We start from the raw sequence: 14,394 nt of genomic DNA, 5'->3' as shown, positions 1-14,394 counted from the left end.
GGGCGGGTTCAGGCCATCGAGCCAGCTTTGTTCTTGATTCGCAATTTGAGACACACGGGAACGGTTAGAGAACATTCCTCAGTGCGGCAAGGGCGCGTGACCTCGCTCAGCCCAGGCCTCAATCCTCGTAGTTCTCGTAGTAATCCGCTTCGTAGTCCGAGTGCTCATGATAGGCCGCTGCATTGTTGTCGCGGTCATTGTGCCACTTTAGCTCTTCCTTTTCGTAGAAGTTGCCCGCCTTTTTCGAAGCACCGCCGACTACCGCCACGGTGGTGGCCCCCATGATTGCGCATGAACTGATCCAGAGTAGCGACAGGCAGCCAAGACCCATCATTACCGAACGCAAAAGATCCGACATCGAAACCCCCTGTTGTCGATGTCGGTCGTAAGTGAGGCGCGGTTAATTTGGACTAAAGATTGGCAACTCGTCGCATCAATCAGTGCAATTTGCCGCAATCCCCGGAACCCGGTGCAGATCTATGGCTTGGCCTTACGTCCTGATGCTTCGGCTTCAGAAATTATAATCGAAGGAGTTCATCATGCGTAACCTTTTTGCGGCCAGCGCGCTGGCTCTTGCCATCGCTTCGACCCCGGCTCTTGTTGCCGCGCAATCAACCACTATGCCGCCTGCGACATCGACCATGCCGGACACTACTTCGCCAACCGGTCAACAGGATACGACTGCGCCTACCACAGCAGCGCCTACGACCAGCACGGCAACGCCGTTCACCCCTTCGTCCGATCAGCAGATGCAGATCGACGGCTGGCCGGCTGAACAGAAAAGCAAGTATGCAACCTGGCCTTCAACCTATCAGGAATACTTCTGGTCGCTGGATGAAAGTCAGCAGAAGGGCTGGTGGGCACTGACCGATGAGCAGAAGGGCCAAGTTTATGCCATGACGCCCGACCAGCGCACACAGGTCTGGCCTTCGATCATCGCGCAGGTGAGCGGCCAGTCGGCTGCGGCAACCGGCGCGGCTCCCGCCAATCCGGCGCAGCCAAATGCAGGCGCAACCCCTTCAGGAATGGCTGAGAACACCATGCCTGCAACGCCTGAGCAACCCGCCAGCGATGGTATGACGGCCGATACAAGCGCGGCTGCAGGGATGGAAGCAGCGGGCACAGCCATGGCGAGCAATGCTGCTCCAACGGCAACCAGTGCCAAGGATTATCCGCTGTGCAGCAAGACCGTTCAGGACGGTTGCCGTAACCGCGGCGGTGTCTGAACCGTCAAATTGACACGGTAAAACAGAACAAGGGCGCGGGACGGCAGTTCCGCGCCCTTTTGCGTGCGCTACTGGTCTTGCCGTTACGGCAGGCTCGCCCTAATCCCCTCGAAAGCTGTCACAGGCACGCTACCCAAAGCGCGTCGAGGCTGGCGGGAGGAACTGAACCTTGCATCCCTTGAAGAAGCACGCACGAGTGCTGACGGCCAGTCTAGTCGGCACGGCGGTGGAATTCTACGATTTCTACATCTATGCGACGGCCGCCGCGCTGGTGATCGGGCCGCTGTTCTTCCCAAGCGAGTCGGTCACGGCCCAGACGCTGCTGGCTTTCATGACGTTTGGTCTCGCGTTCTTCGCGCGGCCAGTGGGGGCCGTGGTGTTCGGGCATTTCGGAGACCGGATAGGGCGCAAGTCCACGCTCGTCGCCTCGCTGATGCTGATGGGCACTTCGACGCTGCTGATCGCGTTCCTGCCGACTTATGCGATGGCCGGTTGGATCGCGCCTGCGCTGTTGTGCCTGCTGCGTTTCGGCCAGGGCTTCGGCCTTGGCGGAGAGTGGGGCGGCGCGGCTCTGCTGGCGGTGGAGAATGCGCCCAAGGGCTGGGAGGCCCGCTTTGGCAGCGCACCGCAATTGGGCGCGCCAGTGGGGTTCTTCTTTGCCAACGGGCTGTTTCTGTTGCTCGGCCTTGGTCTATCTGAAGCGGACTTTGCAAGCTGGGGCTGGCGCGTGCCGTTTCTGGCAAGCGCGGTGCTGGTCGGCGTGGGGCTATGGGTGCGGCTTAAGATCGGCGAGACGCCTTCGTTCAAAGCAGAGATGGAAAAGGCCCCGCCGCCGAACGTGCCGATCACGCGGCTGCTGCGCGATCACACTCCCGCCGTGCTGGCCGGGATCGCGGGCGTAGTGGCGTGCTTTGCGGTGTTCTACCTTGCGACGACGTTCGCGCTGTCCTTCGCCACGACCAAACTGGGCTATGCCAAACAGGAGTTCCTCGGCATCCAGTTGGGGGCCAACGCCTTCTTTGCGCTCGGTATTCTGGTTGCGGGGTACTGGGCCGACAAGTCCTCGGTCCAGCGCGTGCTGGGCACGGGCGCAGCGCTGACGGCGGTGATCGGGCTGTTCTTCGGCACGGGGCTGGGATCGGGGGCGCTGCCGGTGGTGTTCGCAACGCTGGCCGGATCGCTGTTCGTGATGGGCCTCGCCTATGGGCCATTGGGTGCGTGGCTGCCAACGCTGTTTCCGGTTTCGGTGCGCTACACCGGGATTTCGCTGGCGTTCAACATCGGAGGCATCATTGGTGGTGCGCTTGCGCCCTTTGCGGCGGCTTGGACAGCGGCGGTCGGCGGCACAGCCTATGTGGGGCTGTTCCTGACGCTTGCAGGGGCGACGACGCTGGGGGGCATTTGGTTTGCACCGAGATTGCGGGACTGAAAACCCTCTCCCCTTCAGGGGAAAGGGTTGGGAGTGGGGGCGTCAGAACAATCCGCTCTGAATTTCGGCCCGTCTCAACACCGGCTAGGCAGCAAACTAACAAGCCTTCGTACCTCTCCCCTGAAGGCGAGAGAGCAGGTATTAAGCCTTCAACCGCATCAGCGTGATCAATGCCTTGCCAACCTTGCGCTCTGCATCGACTTCGCAAATGCGCACGTCGGGGTTTTCCTTCAGGCCGGTCTCAAGGCTGATCCACGTGCCTTCGCCAATCCAGCCTAACCGCGTCAGCTTCTCGATGGCTACCGCACCAGCGCCGGTGCCATAGGGCGGATCGAGCATCACGAGGTCGAGCGGCTGCTTAACCGCGCCTAGGGTCAACACGGATGATGCACGAACATCGCATTGCGGGGCGCAGCGCAGCGCGGCGATGTTGGCGCGGATGGTGCGGACGGCGCTGGCGTCCGTTTCGACGAAGAGTGCAGTGGCCGCGCCGCGTGACAATGCTTCCAGGCCTAGCGCCCCCGAACCGGCGAACAGGTCGGCCACAGCCAGCCCTTCGAAGCTGCCAATGCGGCTGGCGAGCATCGAGAACAGGGTCTCGCGCGTGCGGTCCGCAGTGGGGCGGGTGGTGTCACCTTCGGGCGCGCGCAACGGGCGGCCGCGCCATTCTCCTGCGATTATTCTCATTTGGCTTTCAATGTCTTGCGGAAGCGTTCAACCTGCACCTGCGGGATCTCTTCCACTGATCCGCGCTGCAGATCGGCCAGTTCAAACGGGCCATAGCTGGTGCGCAGCAGGCGCGAGACTTCAAGGCCGAGGTGTTCGAGCACGCGGCGGATTTCGCGGTTCTTGCCTTCGGTCAGCGTCATTTCGATCCATTTGTTGCGGTTGGCGCTGCGTTCCAGATTGGCGTTGATCGGGCCATAACGCACGCCGTCGATCTCTATGCCCTCCATCAGCTCTTCGAGCCGTGCCTGGGTGATCTCACCGAACGTGCGGGCGCGATAGGTGCGCGGGATGCCGGTGGAGGGCAGTTCCAGCGCGCGCTTCAACTCGCCATCGTTGGTCATCAGCAGCAGCCCCTCGGTGTTCACGTCGAGACGGCCCACCGGCATAACGCGCGGAGTGTTTGCAGGCATGGAATTGCGCAAAGCGGTGTAGATCGTCGGGCGGCCCGTGGGATCACGCTCGGCGGTGATCAGGCCTGCGGGCTTGTGGAAGCGGAACAGGCGCGGGGCGGCGATGGGGCCAACCGGCTTGTCGTCAACGCTCACGCCCCTAAGGCTGGTCAGCAACGTGGCAGGCGTGGTCACCACTTCGCCATGCAGCTTGACCCGGCCATCCTCGATCATCCGCTCAACCTCGCGGCGGCTGGCGATCCCGGCGCGGGCGAGCAGCTTGGCGATGCGGTCGCCCTCGCGCTCGGAGCCATCTTCGGCCAGTGCGCGCTTGGCGGGGACGACGGGCTGCGAGGTGCGCGGCGCACCACTGCGCATCGAGAACGGCTTCTTTTCGGGGGTGGCGGATCGAGGGCTGAACCTCTTCGGGCGATCGCCGCCATTTCTTGGGGGTAAAGTCATGCGCCGCCCTTACGCGCAAACGCGCAATCCGTCACCCCGAGTCATGAGGGTCTGGCGTCATGGCAATTGGCCGCTAGTGTGCCGGTCAGATTTTGAGGGAGCATTCGCGTCAATGAGCGCAGACACGTCCGGCCAGCGTACCTTGATGGATTCGGTGCGGCCCTATCTCGAAAAGGAATCGCTCGCCGCGTTCTTCCTCGGCATGTCGTCGGGTTTTCCTTATGCAATGATCGGCGCAACGCTGACCACGCGGCTGGCACAGGACGGGATCGACAAGAAGACGGTGACCGCCTTCACGCTGGCGTTTCTGGTCTACAATCTGAAGGTGTTCTGGGCCTGGGTTGTCGATGGCGTGCGCTTGCCGTTGCTGGGCCGCATGGGGCAGCGCGTTTCGTGGATGCTGCTGTCCGGTGCGTTGGTAATGGCGGCAGTGGCGAATTTGGCGCTGGTTGATCCTTCGGCCGACATCGGCGCGACGGTGCTTGCCGCGGTGCTGGTCGGTGTTGCCGGCGCGACATTCGACATCGTGATCGACGCCTACCGCATTGAAACGCTGAAACCCTACCAACTCGGCACCGGATCGGGAATGAGCCAGTACGGCTGGCGCATCGGATCGGCGGGCGCCGGGGCTTTGGCGCTGGTGGTTTCCGCGCGCTACGGCTGGAGCGCTGCCTATCTGTTCTGCGCCTTGTTCGCGATGCCTGCGATGCTCACCGCGCTGGTGCTGGGCGAACCTTCACGCCATCGTGACCCTGTGGGCAAGAAGGGCGTGGGAGATGTCGTCGCGTCGATTATCGGCCCGTTTGGCGAGTTTTTCAGGCGCAACGGCGCGTGGCTGGTGCTAGTGTTCATCCTTGTCCACAAAGTGGGTGATACGCTGGCGAACCTGACATTCCGCCTGCTGTTCAACGACTTGGGCTTCAGCAACGACGAGATTGCCATCTGGGACGTGGGCGTGGGCTTCTGGGCCTATCTGATCGGTATTTTCATCGGCGGCATTGCCTATACCCGCATGGGGCTGAAGCGCTCGGTGCTGGTGGCGCTGGTACTGATGGCGGTATCGAACCTGTCGTTCGCCGCATTGGCAGCGGCGGGGCATTCAAACCTCGGCATGGCGGGTGCAATCGGGTTCGAGAACATGGCTTCGGGCTATGGCGGGGTAGTGGTTGTCGCCTATTTCTCGGCGCTGTGCGACTTGCGTTACACCGCGTCGCAATATGCGCTGATCTCGGCCAGTGCGAGCGTGATCGGGCGTTTTGCCACTGGCACTACGGCGGGCGGACTGATCGAAACGATGGGTTACGTGAACTTCTACATCCTCACCACGCTGCTGGCACTGCCCGGCGTGGTGCTGTTCTGGTGGATGGGGCGGAGCGGGCTGGTCGATGCGGCGATGGGCACGGCGGGCGAGGAAAAATCGGACGCCGATCCTTTTGCCTGATCAGTCAGGTATCTCCGCGTTAAGCCGCAGCACTTCGCCTGCAAGGTAGAGCGAGCCGACGATCAGCACATCACCCTGAGGCGGGAGCGCGGCCAGCGCTTCGGGCACAGTGGCAAAGCTGCGTACGGGCAGGCTGGTGAAAGGGGCAAAGTCCTCTGGCTGATGCGCGTCATGCCCCGGCGCGGGGACAACCGAGAGCGACAGCGCGCGGTCGGCCAAAGGCTTCAGGATGGCTGACGGGTCTTTGTTTGCCAGCATACCCATGATCAGATGCACAGGCGGCTGGGAGGCAAGGTGGCGGGCAATGGCGCGGCCTGCGTCGGGGTTGTGCCCGCCGTCGAGCCAAATGGTTCGCTGCCCGGCCAGATCCGTCAGCGGACCTTGCCCGAGGCGTTGCAGGCGTGCGGGCCAGCGCGCATCGACAATGCCCTTGCCCATTGCAGCGAGTGACACTGACATGGCGCTCTGGTGCCGGAGCATCGCCACGGCCAACGCAGCGTTCTCGGCCTGATGCTCGCCTGGCAGCGCGGGCAGGGGCAGGGTCAACTCGCCTGCTGCATCGCGATAGTGGATCGATCCTGCGATCTGGGCATCCCAATCGCGCCCGCGCATGATCAGCGGCGCGCCGATCCGCGCTGCGGTTTCAGCCACCGAGGCCCCCGGAACCGCCGGATAGGCCATCGTCACCAGCGGCACGCCTGGCTTGGCAATGCTCGCCTTTTCGAACGCGATGCGCGCCATCGGGTCGGCAGGCACGCCTTCTTCGGGGGTGAGCAGGAATGCTTCGTGGTCAATCCCCAGCGTGGAGATCCCGCAGACAGCGGCAGTGGGCATCACATTGGTAGCATCCAGCCTTCCGCCAAGCCCGGTCTCGATCACGCAGACATCAGCGGGCGTGCGGGCATAGGCAAGGAACGTGGCGACCGTGGTGACCTCGAAGAAGCTGGGTTCAAGGTCATGTCCGGCGTCCAGCACTTCCTTGAGCAGCGCGGCCAGCAGATCGTCCTCGATCAGCTGGCCTGCAATGCGGATGCGCTCGTTGTACCGGACAAGGTGCGGCTTGGTGGCGGAATGGACGGTCAGCCCCTCGGCCTCAAGGATATGCCGCAGATAGCTACAGGTCGATCCTTTGCCGTTGGTCCCGGCAACATGGAACACAGGCGGCAAGTGCTCCTGCGGATCGCCAAGTCGCGCGCAAAGCTCGCGCACAGTGTCGAGACCAAGGCGGCCCGATGGCAGCGACAGCGCGCCGAGGCGGTCAAGCTGGGCTTGAACATCGGCATTTTCCGAAATTGCGAAGTCCTTCAAGGAACCCCTCCGTCATTGGCTTTGCCAATGCCACCTCCCCATTTGCACTTCGTGAAAACGGGGAGGAATTCTGCCTGATCCTCCCCGTTTTGGCGAAGCCCAAACGGGGAGGGGGACCGCCCGCGAAGCGGGTGGTGGAGGGGTCTTACGCCGCCGCCTTCGCCGCCATCAGGTAGTCGATCACCTGCGCCAGCGTCGTTTTCATGTCGCGGCGGTGCGTTACCATGTCGATCATGCCGTGCGCATAGAGGTACTCTGCGCGCTGGAAGCCTTCGGGCAGCTTTTCGCGGATCGTGTCTTGGATCACGCGCTGTCCGGCAAAGCCGATGAGCGCGCCGGGTTCGGCAATCTGCACATCGCCCAGCATGGCGTAGCTGGCGGTGACACCACCGGTGGTGGGATCGGTCAGCACCACGATATAGGGCAGGCCCGCAGCGCGGAGCCGGGCAATCGCCACAGTCGAGCGCGGCATCTGCATCAGGCTGAGGATGCCTTCCTGCATACGCGCGCCGCCTGCGGCGGTCACGGCGATATAGGGGCACTTCTCACGCACTGCTCGTTCGCACCCGGCGACAAAAGCATTGCCCACGGCCATGCCCATCGATCCGCCCATGAACGCGAATTCCTGCACGCCGACAACGGCCTTCTGTCCTTCGATCTTGCCGAAAGCGTTGGTCAGCGCATCGGCGTGAGGATTGGCGGCGCGGGCAGCCTTCAAGCGGTCGACGTACTTCTTGCTGTCGCGGAACTTGAGCGGGTCTTCCTTGACCTTGGGCGCTGGCAGCAGTTCGTATCCTGCGTCCAGCAACTGGTCGAGCCGCGCGTCTGCACCAATCCGGCCGTGGTGTTCACAAAGCGGGCAGACCGAGAGGTTGTCTTCATAGTCCTTCACGAACAGCATTTCGCTGCACGAAGGACACTTGATCCAGAGGTTGTCCGGCGTGTCCCGCTTCGGCGTGAAGGGGAGGGCGTTGCGGACCTTGTTGAGCCAACTCATGCCCAGAATATCCTTAAAATGCGCCCTTCCGGGCAGAGTGGACGGCAGCGGCCAGTGCGGCGGTGAGTTCCTTCACCGGGCCTGCAGCGTCTGTACCATGCTTGGCAACCAGATCCACCAGCGCCGAGCCGACGACGACGCCATCGGCGACACGGGCAATGGCCGCAGCCTGATCGGGCGTACGCACGCCAAAGCCAACCGCGACGGGGATGGTGGCCGAAGCCTTGATCCGCGCCACCGCCTCGTCAATCGAGGCTTGCGCGGCCTGCTGCATCCCGGTGATGCCTGCGACCGAAACGTAATAGAGGAAGCCTGACGAGCCATCAAGCACCGCGGGCAGCCGCGCATGGTCGGTGGTTGGTGTGGCAAGGCGGATCAGCGAAACGCCTGCGTCGCGCAGGGCGGGGCCAAGTTCAGGGTCTTCCTCGGGCGGAATGTCCACGCAGATCACGCCATCGACGCCCGCCTTGACGCACTCGGTGGCGAACCAGTCGGCCCCGCGAATGGTCATCGGGTTGGCATAGCCCATCAGCACCAGCGGCACTTCGGGGTGGCGTGCGCGGAATTCGGCGGCGATGCGGAAGATCGCGGCGGTGGTTGTACCTGCGCCGAGTGAGCGCAAGTTAGCCAACTGGATCGCCGGGCCATCGGCCATCGGATCGGTGAAAGGCATCCCAAGCTCGATCACGTCAGCGCCGCCTTCGACGAGTGCGTCGAGGATGGACGCGGTGGCGTCAGGCGTTGGGTCACCGCCGGTGACGAAGGTGACGAGGGCGGGGCGCCCCTTGGCGAAGGCCTGAGCCAAGCGCGACATCAAGCCCTCCCCCCTTCAGGGGAGAGGGTTGGGAGAGGGGACTTCCGCGCTGCTGCCAGCGCCACGGAAAGCATCATCAACACGCCTTCAAGGTTCGTCATAACATCGCCATTCGTGAAACGGATTACGTGGTAACCGCGTTCGTTCAAGTATTTCGTTCTGGCTGCGTCGCGCGGGTCATCAATGTCATGCGTGTGGCCATCGATTTCCACCATAATCTTGGGTTCGTTGGCAGCGAAATCGGCGATGTAGCGCCCGATAACCTTCTGCCTTCGGAACTTCACGCCTTGAAACCGCTCGGCCCGCAACGCAAGCCAGATGCGCGTTTCCGGTTCAGACATGGCCTTGCGGTTTTCGCGGGCGAATTCCGTAAGGCGAACGTCGCGCATTTCCCCTCTCCCAACCCTCTCCCCTGAAGGGGAGAGGGCTAAATCACAGCGAAACCCCCAGATGCTCCGCAACCGAGAAGATGTCCTTGTCGCCCCGTCCGCACAGGTTGGCGAGGATGATCTGGTCCTTGTCCATCGTCGGCGCCAGCTTCTGGACCGCTGCGATCGCGTGGGCGGGTTCCAGCGCGGGGATGATGCCTTCGGTGCGGCAGAGCAGCTGGAATGCGTTGAGCGCTTCCTTGTCGGTCACCGAGGTATAGTCCACGCGGCCGATTTCCTTGAGCCATGAATGCTCAGGCCCGATGCCGGGATAGTCGAGGCCCGCCGAGATCGAGTGGCCTTCGGTGATCTGGCCGTCCTCGTCCTGCAGCAGGTAAGTCTTGTTGCCGTGGAGAATGCCGGGGCGTCCGCCTGCGAGCGACGCGGCATGTTCCTTGTCCAGCCCATGCCCTGCCGCTTCGACGCCGAGCATCTTGACGCTTGGGTCATCGAGGAACGGGTGGAACAGGCCGATGGCGTTCGATCCGCCGCCGATGGCGGCCACCAGCACATCGGGCAGGCGGCCAGTGCGCTCCATCATCTGGACGCGCGCTTCCTTGCCGATCACGCTCTGGAAATCGCGGACCATTTCGGGATAGGGGTGCGGCCCGGCGGCGGTGCCGATGATGTAGAACGTGTTGTGCACGTTCGCCACCCAGTCGCGCAGCGCCTCGTTCATCGCGTCCTTCAGCGTGCCCGCGCCTGCCGTTACCGGCACCACTTCTGCGCCAAGCAGCTTCATGCGAAACACGTTGGGCGCCTGACGCGCCACGTCGGTCGCGCCCATAAAGATCACGCAAGGCAGGCCAAAGCGCGCGCAGACCGTGGCCGTGGCGACACCATGCTGACCAGCGCCGGTTTCTGCGATGATCCGCGTCTTTCCCATACGCATGGCGAGCAGGATCTGGCCGACGCAATTGTTGATCTTGTGCGCGCCGGTGTGGTTCAGTTCATCGCGCTTGAACCAGATCTGCGCGCCGCCCAGTTCTTCGGTAATGCGGGGCGCGAAATAGAGTGGGCTGGGGCGGCCCACGTAATGTTCCAGCAGATCGTCGAACTCGGCCTGAAATGCCGGGTCGGCCTTGGCCTTGCGGTATTCGGCTTCCAGATCGAGGATCAGCGGCATCAGCGTTTCGGCAACGTAACGCCCGCCGAACTGGCCGAAGTGGCCGCGTTCATCGGGCAGTGTGCGGAAGCTGTTGGGAGTTGGCGCGTTCATGCGCCCGCGCTTGGCAGAGCCGCGCGGGAAAGTCCAGATTTGCAAAGCCCGGACCTTTGGTGCAGGGGGTAGATGCTGCATTGCGGAAACCTGCACGTGCCGTTCATCTTTCAGCAATATGCCGCAGTCTAGTGCGGCTTTGCAACGTCGTGAAGGCGGCTCCGAAAGGGGTCGCCTTCTTGCGTTGCAGTAATGGCCAAATAAATCTCAAAAGTGACTACCATTGTTAGTGTCGCTAATGTTGCAGACTTGTCACATTTTGTCAGCGTTCTGCTTTTGAAGTGATTTTCGTCATTGTCACCCCGCCGGACCAAACCTACCTGACGCCTCGCCACCTTCGAAAAGAAGGGGCCAAAAAGTCAGGAGTACAAAATATGCGTCTGGTTCTTATCTCTCTCGCCGCCTCGCTTGTTGCGGCAACCCCGGCACTTGCCAACGAAGCACGCGTCGAAGCACGCGGCGGTATCATGTGGAACAGCTCGGACAGCGAAGAGCTAGCTGGCGTGGCCGCTGGCTACGATTTCGATCTTGGTGAAACCGCGTTCGCCGGTGGTGAAGTTTCGGCTGACAAGCTGCTCACCGATGGCACGCAGGTGACCTTCGGTTTTGCTGCCCGCGCTGGCGCGAAGCTTGGTGACGCTGGCAAGCTCTATGCCATCGGCGGCTACAACACCGAAAACTGCGACGGTTGCGAAGGTGCATGGTCGGTCGGCGCTGGTTACCAGCACTCGTTCGGCAAGTTCTATGCAAAGGCTGAATACCGCCACTTCTTCCCTGAACAGGCTGGTTTCACGGATACCGATGCCGCGCTTGTCGGCCTTGGCGTGAAGTTCTGATAGCGCGTCTCCACGCACGATTGGAATTGAAGGCGGGCGGTCTCTTTGTGAGGCCGCCCGTTTTTTATGAGGATCAGACGTTGCGCGCGTTGAAGCAGAAGGTGCGAATCCGTTCGGCGTCCTTCACGCCCGGCGCGCTTTCCACGCCGGAAGAAACGTCGACCAGCGCTGTCCCCGTGCCTCGCACCGCATCGGCCACGTTGCCCGGGGCAAGCCCACCGGCAAGGCCCCATCCCAGTGGTCCCTTGTAGGCCTTCAGCAAATTCCAGTCGAACACCAGCCCCAGTCCACCGGGCAGGGCCGCGCCCTTGGGCGTTTTGGCATCGAACAGGATGAAATCTGCAGCATCGGCATAAGCGTTGGCCTTTGCCACATCACCCGGTCCGGCCACCGAAATGACTTTCCACACAGGCTTGCCAAATTGCGCGCGCAATGCGGCTGACCGCGTCGGCGTTTCCTTGCCGTGCAGTTGGATCGCATCGAGCCGTGCGGCCACCACGGCATCGGCGATGAAGGCATCGTTGGCATCAACGAACACGCCCACACGTGTAACGCGGCCCTCAGCTTGTGCGGCCAGCGCAGGCGCATTGGCCAGCTTCAAGAAACGCGGGGAAGGGGGGAAGAAGTTGAACCCGACATGGCTCGCCTGCGCGCCAATTGTGGCATCCAGTGCCTCGCGGGTGGTAACCCCGCAAATCTTGATCATGGGTCCGAGCATAGGCGGCGCGTTACGGGGAACGCGCCGCCCCTGTCAAATCGCCCGGTTCAATTCGGCCTCAGTTCGCCAGTTCGTAGCTGACGTTGACTGTGACGGTCATTTCCAACTCGCCCGCCGCCACGGGCGAGGACTTGGGCGCCGATGCCATTTCGGCCCTTGCGAACATGGCCTGCGGCTGCGGAGGCGACCAACCAGCGTTTTCGCTGATCGAAAGGACGCGCACCACACGCAGGCCTGCGGCCCTAGCATAGAGATCAGCGCGTGCCCGCGCCGTCTTCATCGCTTCGAGCCGTGCTTCGTCCATCGCAGCATCGGGTGAGTCGATCTGGAAGCTGGGTCCGTTCACCTGATTTGCGCCTGCCGCCACCAGCGTGTCGATCACCTTGCCATATTGGTCCAGCTTACGCTGGCGAACCGAGACCTGATTGGTAGCCTGATAGCCGACAATCACAGGATCGCGCTCTTCGATCGAGCCATCAGCCAGACGCTTCGGTTGGCCATAGACAGGATTGACCGACAGGTTGCTGGTCTGGATGTCACGCTCAGCAATGCCGCCTTTGCGCAATGCAGCGATCACGGACGTCATCCGCTGAGCGTTCTCGGTCAGCGCTTCGCCTGCCGTCTTGCCTTGGGTTGTGACGCCCGCATTGAACACCGCCAGATCGGGCGTGCGGGTGGATTTTCCTTCGGCTGCGATGTTCAGCAACGTATTGCCTGCGCCAACGACTGGACCTGAAGACATGACCTGTGCCTGTGCTGCCAAAGGGGTAAGCGCCGCAAGGGCGGCTGCGAAAAGGAACTTGCGCTTCATGTGGGAGTGTCTCCGGTAAATGCCATTGCTGTCCAAGTGTGCGCAGTGACGTTACAGGGCGATGAACCGTTCAGCGCAGGCTTCGTTCCAGCACGGCCATGCGCAAGTGGCTGAAGCCACTGTTCGGAAAGGCGCGCGTCTCACCGCTGCGCGAATAGCCACGCCGCTCGTAGTAGGCGATCAAATCGGCGCGTGCATCAATGACGGTCATTTCGATGATCTTTGCGTCGAACGCCTCCTTTGCCATATCCTCTGCATCGGCAATGAGCGCGCGGCCAAGGCCAGCGGCTTGAAGTTCGGGATCGACACACAACATGCCGAGGTAGGCGCGACCGTCACCAACATCGCGGATTGTTACTGTTCCCGCCAGCTTGCCGCCGATTTCGGCAAGCAACACCCGCACCCTTTCATTGGCAATCGCTTCGGCGAGTTCACCATCGTTGGTACGTTCATCGTCGAGCAGGTCGGCCTCGTGCGTCCAGCCCTGCTTGGCGGTATCTCCGCGATAAGCACGTTCCACGAGCGCACGCAGGCGCGGGACATCAGCGGCTTTGGCAAGCGCAAAGCGGATCATCGAATCAAAGCGTGCCTTCGATGGCGCGGGCAGCGGCAACCGGGTCTTCTGCACGGGTGATGGGGCGTCCGATGACGAGGACACTCGCCCCGGCATCACGCGCGGCACGCGGCGTGACCGAGCGCTTCTGGTCGCCCAGCTTGCCATCGGCGGGGCGCAGGCCTGGCACTACGAAATATCCGTTCTTCCAACGCTTGTGGATCGCGCCCACTTCGTGCCCCGAACACACAATCCCGTCCAGCCCGGCTTCCTGCGCCAGATCGGCAAGTCGCAGCGCTTGATCATAGGCCGAACCACCTATGCCCATCGCACCCATGTCGGCATCGTCAAGGCTCGTCAACACAGTGACGGCAACGACCTTGCAATGTTCGCCCGCCGCAGCCTTTGCGTCTTCCATCATCGCGCGCCCGCCGCTGGCATGGACGGTGACGATGGCGGGTTCCAGCACGTGGATGGATTGCATCGCGCCCGCCACCGTGTTCGGAATATCGTGCAGTTTCAGGTCGAGAAAGATCGGCAGGCCGACCTTCGCCATCTCGTGCACACCGTGGTGCCCATGCGCGCAGAAGAATTCCAGCCCCAGCTTAAGGCCGCCGACGTGGCTTTTGACCTTCTGGGCAAGCGCGATTGCCGCATCGAGGCGGGGAAGGTCGAGGGCAAGGTAGATCGGGTTGCTCACAGGGTCTCGCTTTTGATCTCAGAAGACTGGGCCGCGTCCAGATGGGTGGATGAAAGAGAAGGTGCAGCCTTGACGCTCAACTGCGTCTCCAGATTGGAAATGCGCCGAAGCAACCGCCAGCGCGTGGCGCGGTACAGCAGCCATGTTGGCACCAGTCCCAGCAGGAACGCGAGGATCACCAGTGCGGGAAGCCGCGTTTCCAGCAGCAGGCCTTCCCAGATACGCACTTCGACCGGTTGCCAGTTGGCAGCCGTAAATGCGGCCAGCACGGCCACGACGAGAACCCAGAAAATCGTGCGCAGCATAGTCATGCCTTTCGCTCCGTGAGCAGCCC

Annotated in this window: 17 protein-coding genes; 4 read left to right on the top strand and 13 right to left on the bottom strand. The window is 62.4% G+C overall.

The window, feature by feature from the left end:
* Positions 1-118: 118 nt before the first annotated feature.
* Positions 119-358 carry a hypothetical protein gene (locus B7X90_RS10205; protein WP_292624164.1) on the bottom strand — a complete coding sequence of 80 codons (240 nt, stop codon included), beginning with the start codon at positions 356-358 and terminating at the stop codon, positions 119-121.
* A gap of 181 nt (positions 359-539) precedes the next feature.
* On the opposite strand from B7X90_RS10205, the gene B7X90_RS10200 reads away from it, so the two are divergent.
* Both B7X90_RS10200 and B7X90_RS10195 read left to right on the top strand, forming a co-directional pair.
* Positions 540-1,226 (top strand): hypothetical protein, encoded by a 687-nt coding sequence (locus B7X90_RS10200; protein WP_292624162.1) that lies wholly within the window; start codon positions 540-542, stop codon positions 1,224-1,226.
* A 169-nt stretch (positions 1,227-1,395) separates the two neighbouring features.
* A complete protein-coding gene (locus tag B7X90_RS10195; RefSeq protein WP_292624160.1) occupies positions 1,396-2,655 on the top strand; it encodes an MFS transporter in 1,260 nt (419 codons plus the stop codon).
* A gap of 141 nt (positions 2,656-2,796) precedes the next feature.
* Here the strand turns inward: B7X90_RS10195 and rsmD are convergent, their stop codons facing one another.
* Together rsmD and B7X90_RS10185 are read right to left on the bottom strand one after the other, a co-directional pair.
* Entirely contained in the window at positions 2,797-3,342 is a 546-nt protein-coding gene (gene rsmD, locus B7X90_RS10190) for a 16S rRNA (guanine(966)-N(2))-methyltransferase RsmD (RefSeq protein ID WP_292624158.1), read from the bottom strand.
* Positions 3,339-4,235, bottom strand: coding sequence for a pseudouridine synthase (locus B7X90_RS10185; protein ID WP_292624156.1), 897 nt, complete (start codon positions 4,233-4,235; stop codon positions 3,339-3,341). Before B7X90_RS10185 ends, rsmD begins: the two co-directional genes overlap by 4 nt.
* Before the next feature lie 112 nt (positions 4,236-4,347).
* Here B7X90_RS10185 and B7X90_RS10180 point away from each other — a divergent pair, with 112 nt between their 5' ends.
* Positions 4,348-5,676 (top strand): MFS transporter, encoded by a 1,329-nt coding sequence (locus tag B7X90_RS10180; RefSeq protein WP_292624154.1) that lies wholly within the window; start codon positions 4,348-4,350, stop codon positions 5,674-5,676.
* Here B7X90_RS10180 and B7X90_RS10175 read toward each other — a convergent pair whose 3' ends face one another.
* The 5 genes from B7X90_RS10175 to trpB form a co-directional block, all read right to left on the bottom strand.
* Positions 5,677-6,984, bottom strand: a complete 1,308-nt coding sequence (locus B7X90_RS10175; RefSeq protein WP_292624153.1) for a folylpolyglutamate synthase/dihydrofolate synthase family protein — start codon at positions 6,982-6,984, stop codon at positions 5,677-5,679.
* A gap of 145 nt (positions 6,985-7,129) precedes the next feature.
* A complete protein-coding gene (gene accD, locus B7X90_RS10170; RefSeq protein WP_292624151.1) occupies positions 7,130-7,981 on the bottom strand; it encodes an acetyl-CoA carboxylase, carboxyltransferase subunit beta in 852 nt (283 codons plus the stop codon).
* Between the two features lie 13 nt (positions 7,982-7,994).
* Positions 7,995-8,795, bottom strand: coding sequence for a tryptophan synthase subunit alpha (trpA, locus tag B7X90_RS10165; RefSeq protein ID WP_292624149.1), 801 nt, complete (start codon positions 8,793-8,795; stop codon positions 7,995-7,997).
* A complete protein-coding gene (locus tag B7X90_RS10160; RefSeq protein WP_292624147.1) occupies positions 8,795-9,184 on the bottom strand; it encodes a DUF559 domain-containing protein in 390 nt (129 codons plus the stop codon). Before B7X90_RS10160 ends, trpA begins: the two co-directional genes overlap by 1 nt.
* Positions 9,185-9,227: 43 nt before the next feature.
* Positions 9,228-10,442: a tryptophan synthase subunit beta gene (trpB, locus tag B7X90_RS10155; RefSeq protein WP_292624145.1), complete on the bottom strand. Its 1,215-nt coding sequence runs from the start codon at positions 10,440-10,442 to the stop codon at positions 9,228-9,230.
* A gap of 374 nt (positions 10,443-10,816) precedes the next feature.
* Here trpB and B7X90_RS10150 point away from each other — a divergent pair, with 374 nt between their 5' ends.
* Positions 10,817-11,278: a hypothetical protein gene (locus tag B7X90_RS10150; protein ID WP_292624143.1), complete on the top strand. Its 462-nt coding sequence runs from the start codon at positions 10,817-10,819 to the stop codon at positions 11,276-11,278.
* 73 nt (positions 11,279-11,351) lie between these two features.
* On the opposite strand, the gene B7X90_RS10145 is transcribed toward B7X90_RS10150, so the two are convergent.
* The 5 genes from B7X90_RS10145 to B7X90_RS10125 all read right to left on the bottom strand — a co-directional run bounded on the left by B7X90_RS10145 (position 11,352) and on the right by B7X90_RS10125 (position 14,371).
* Positions 11,352-11,984, bottom strand: coding sequence for a phosphoribosylanthranilate isomerase (locus B7X90_RS10145; protein ID WP_292624141.1), 633 nt, complete (start codon positions 11,982-11,984; stop codon positions 11,352-11,354).
* 70 nt (positions 11,985-12,054) lie between these two features.
* The gene (locus tag B7X90_RS10140; protein WP_292624139.1) at positions 12,055-12,807 is read right to left on the bottom strand and encodes an SIMPL domain-containing protein; all 753 of its coding nucleotides are present in this window, start codon (positions 12,805-12,807) and stop codon (positions 12,055-12,057) included.
* Positions 12,808-12,877: 70 nt separating this feature from the next.
* Positions 12,878-13,381, bottom strand: a complete 504-nt coding sequence (locus B7X90_RS10135) for a GNAT family N-acetyltransferase (protein WP_292624137.1) — start codon at positions 13,379-13,381, stop codon at positions 12,878-12,880.
* 4 nt (positions 13,382-13,385) lie between these two features.
* Positions 13,386-14,060 (bottom strand): orotidine-5'-phosphate decarboxylase, encoded by a 675-nt coding sequence (gene pyrF, locus B7X90_RS10130; RefSeq protein WP_292624134.1) that lies wholly within the window; start codon positions 14,058-14,060, stop codon positions 13,386-13,388.
* Positions 14,057-14,371, bottom strand: coding sequence for a lipopolysaccharide assembly protein LapA domain-containing protein (locus B7X90_RS10125; RefSeq protein WP_292624132.1), 315 nt, complete (start codon positions 14,369-14,371; stop codon positions 14,057-14,059). The genes pyrF and B7X90_RS10125 overlap by 4 nt, the downstream gene beginning before the upstream one ends.
* Between the last annotated feature and the right edge of the window lie 23 nt (positions 14,372-14,394).

The organism is Novosphingobium sp. 17-62-19 (assembly GCF_002256775.1).
GTDB lineage: Bacteria > Pseudomonadota > Alphaproteobacteria > Sphingomonadales > Sphingomonadaceae > Novosphingobium.
The sequence above is the reverse complement of the archived record's forward strand: the minus strand, read 5'-3'. Positions and strand labels throughout refer to the sequence as shown.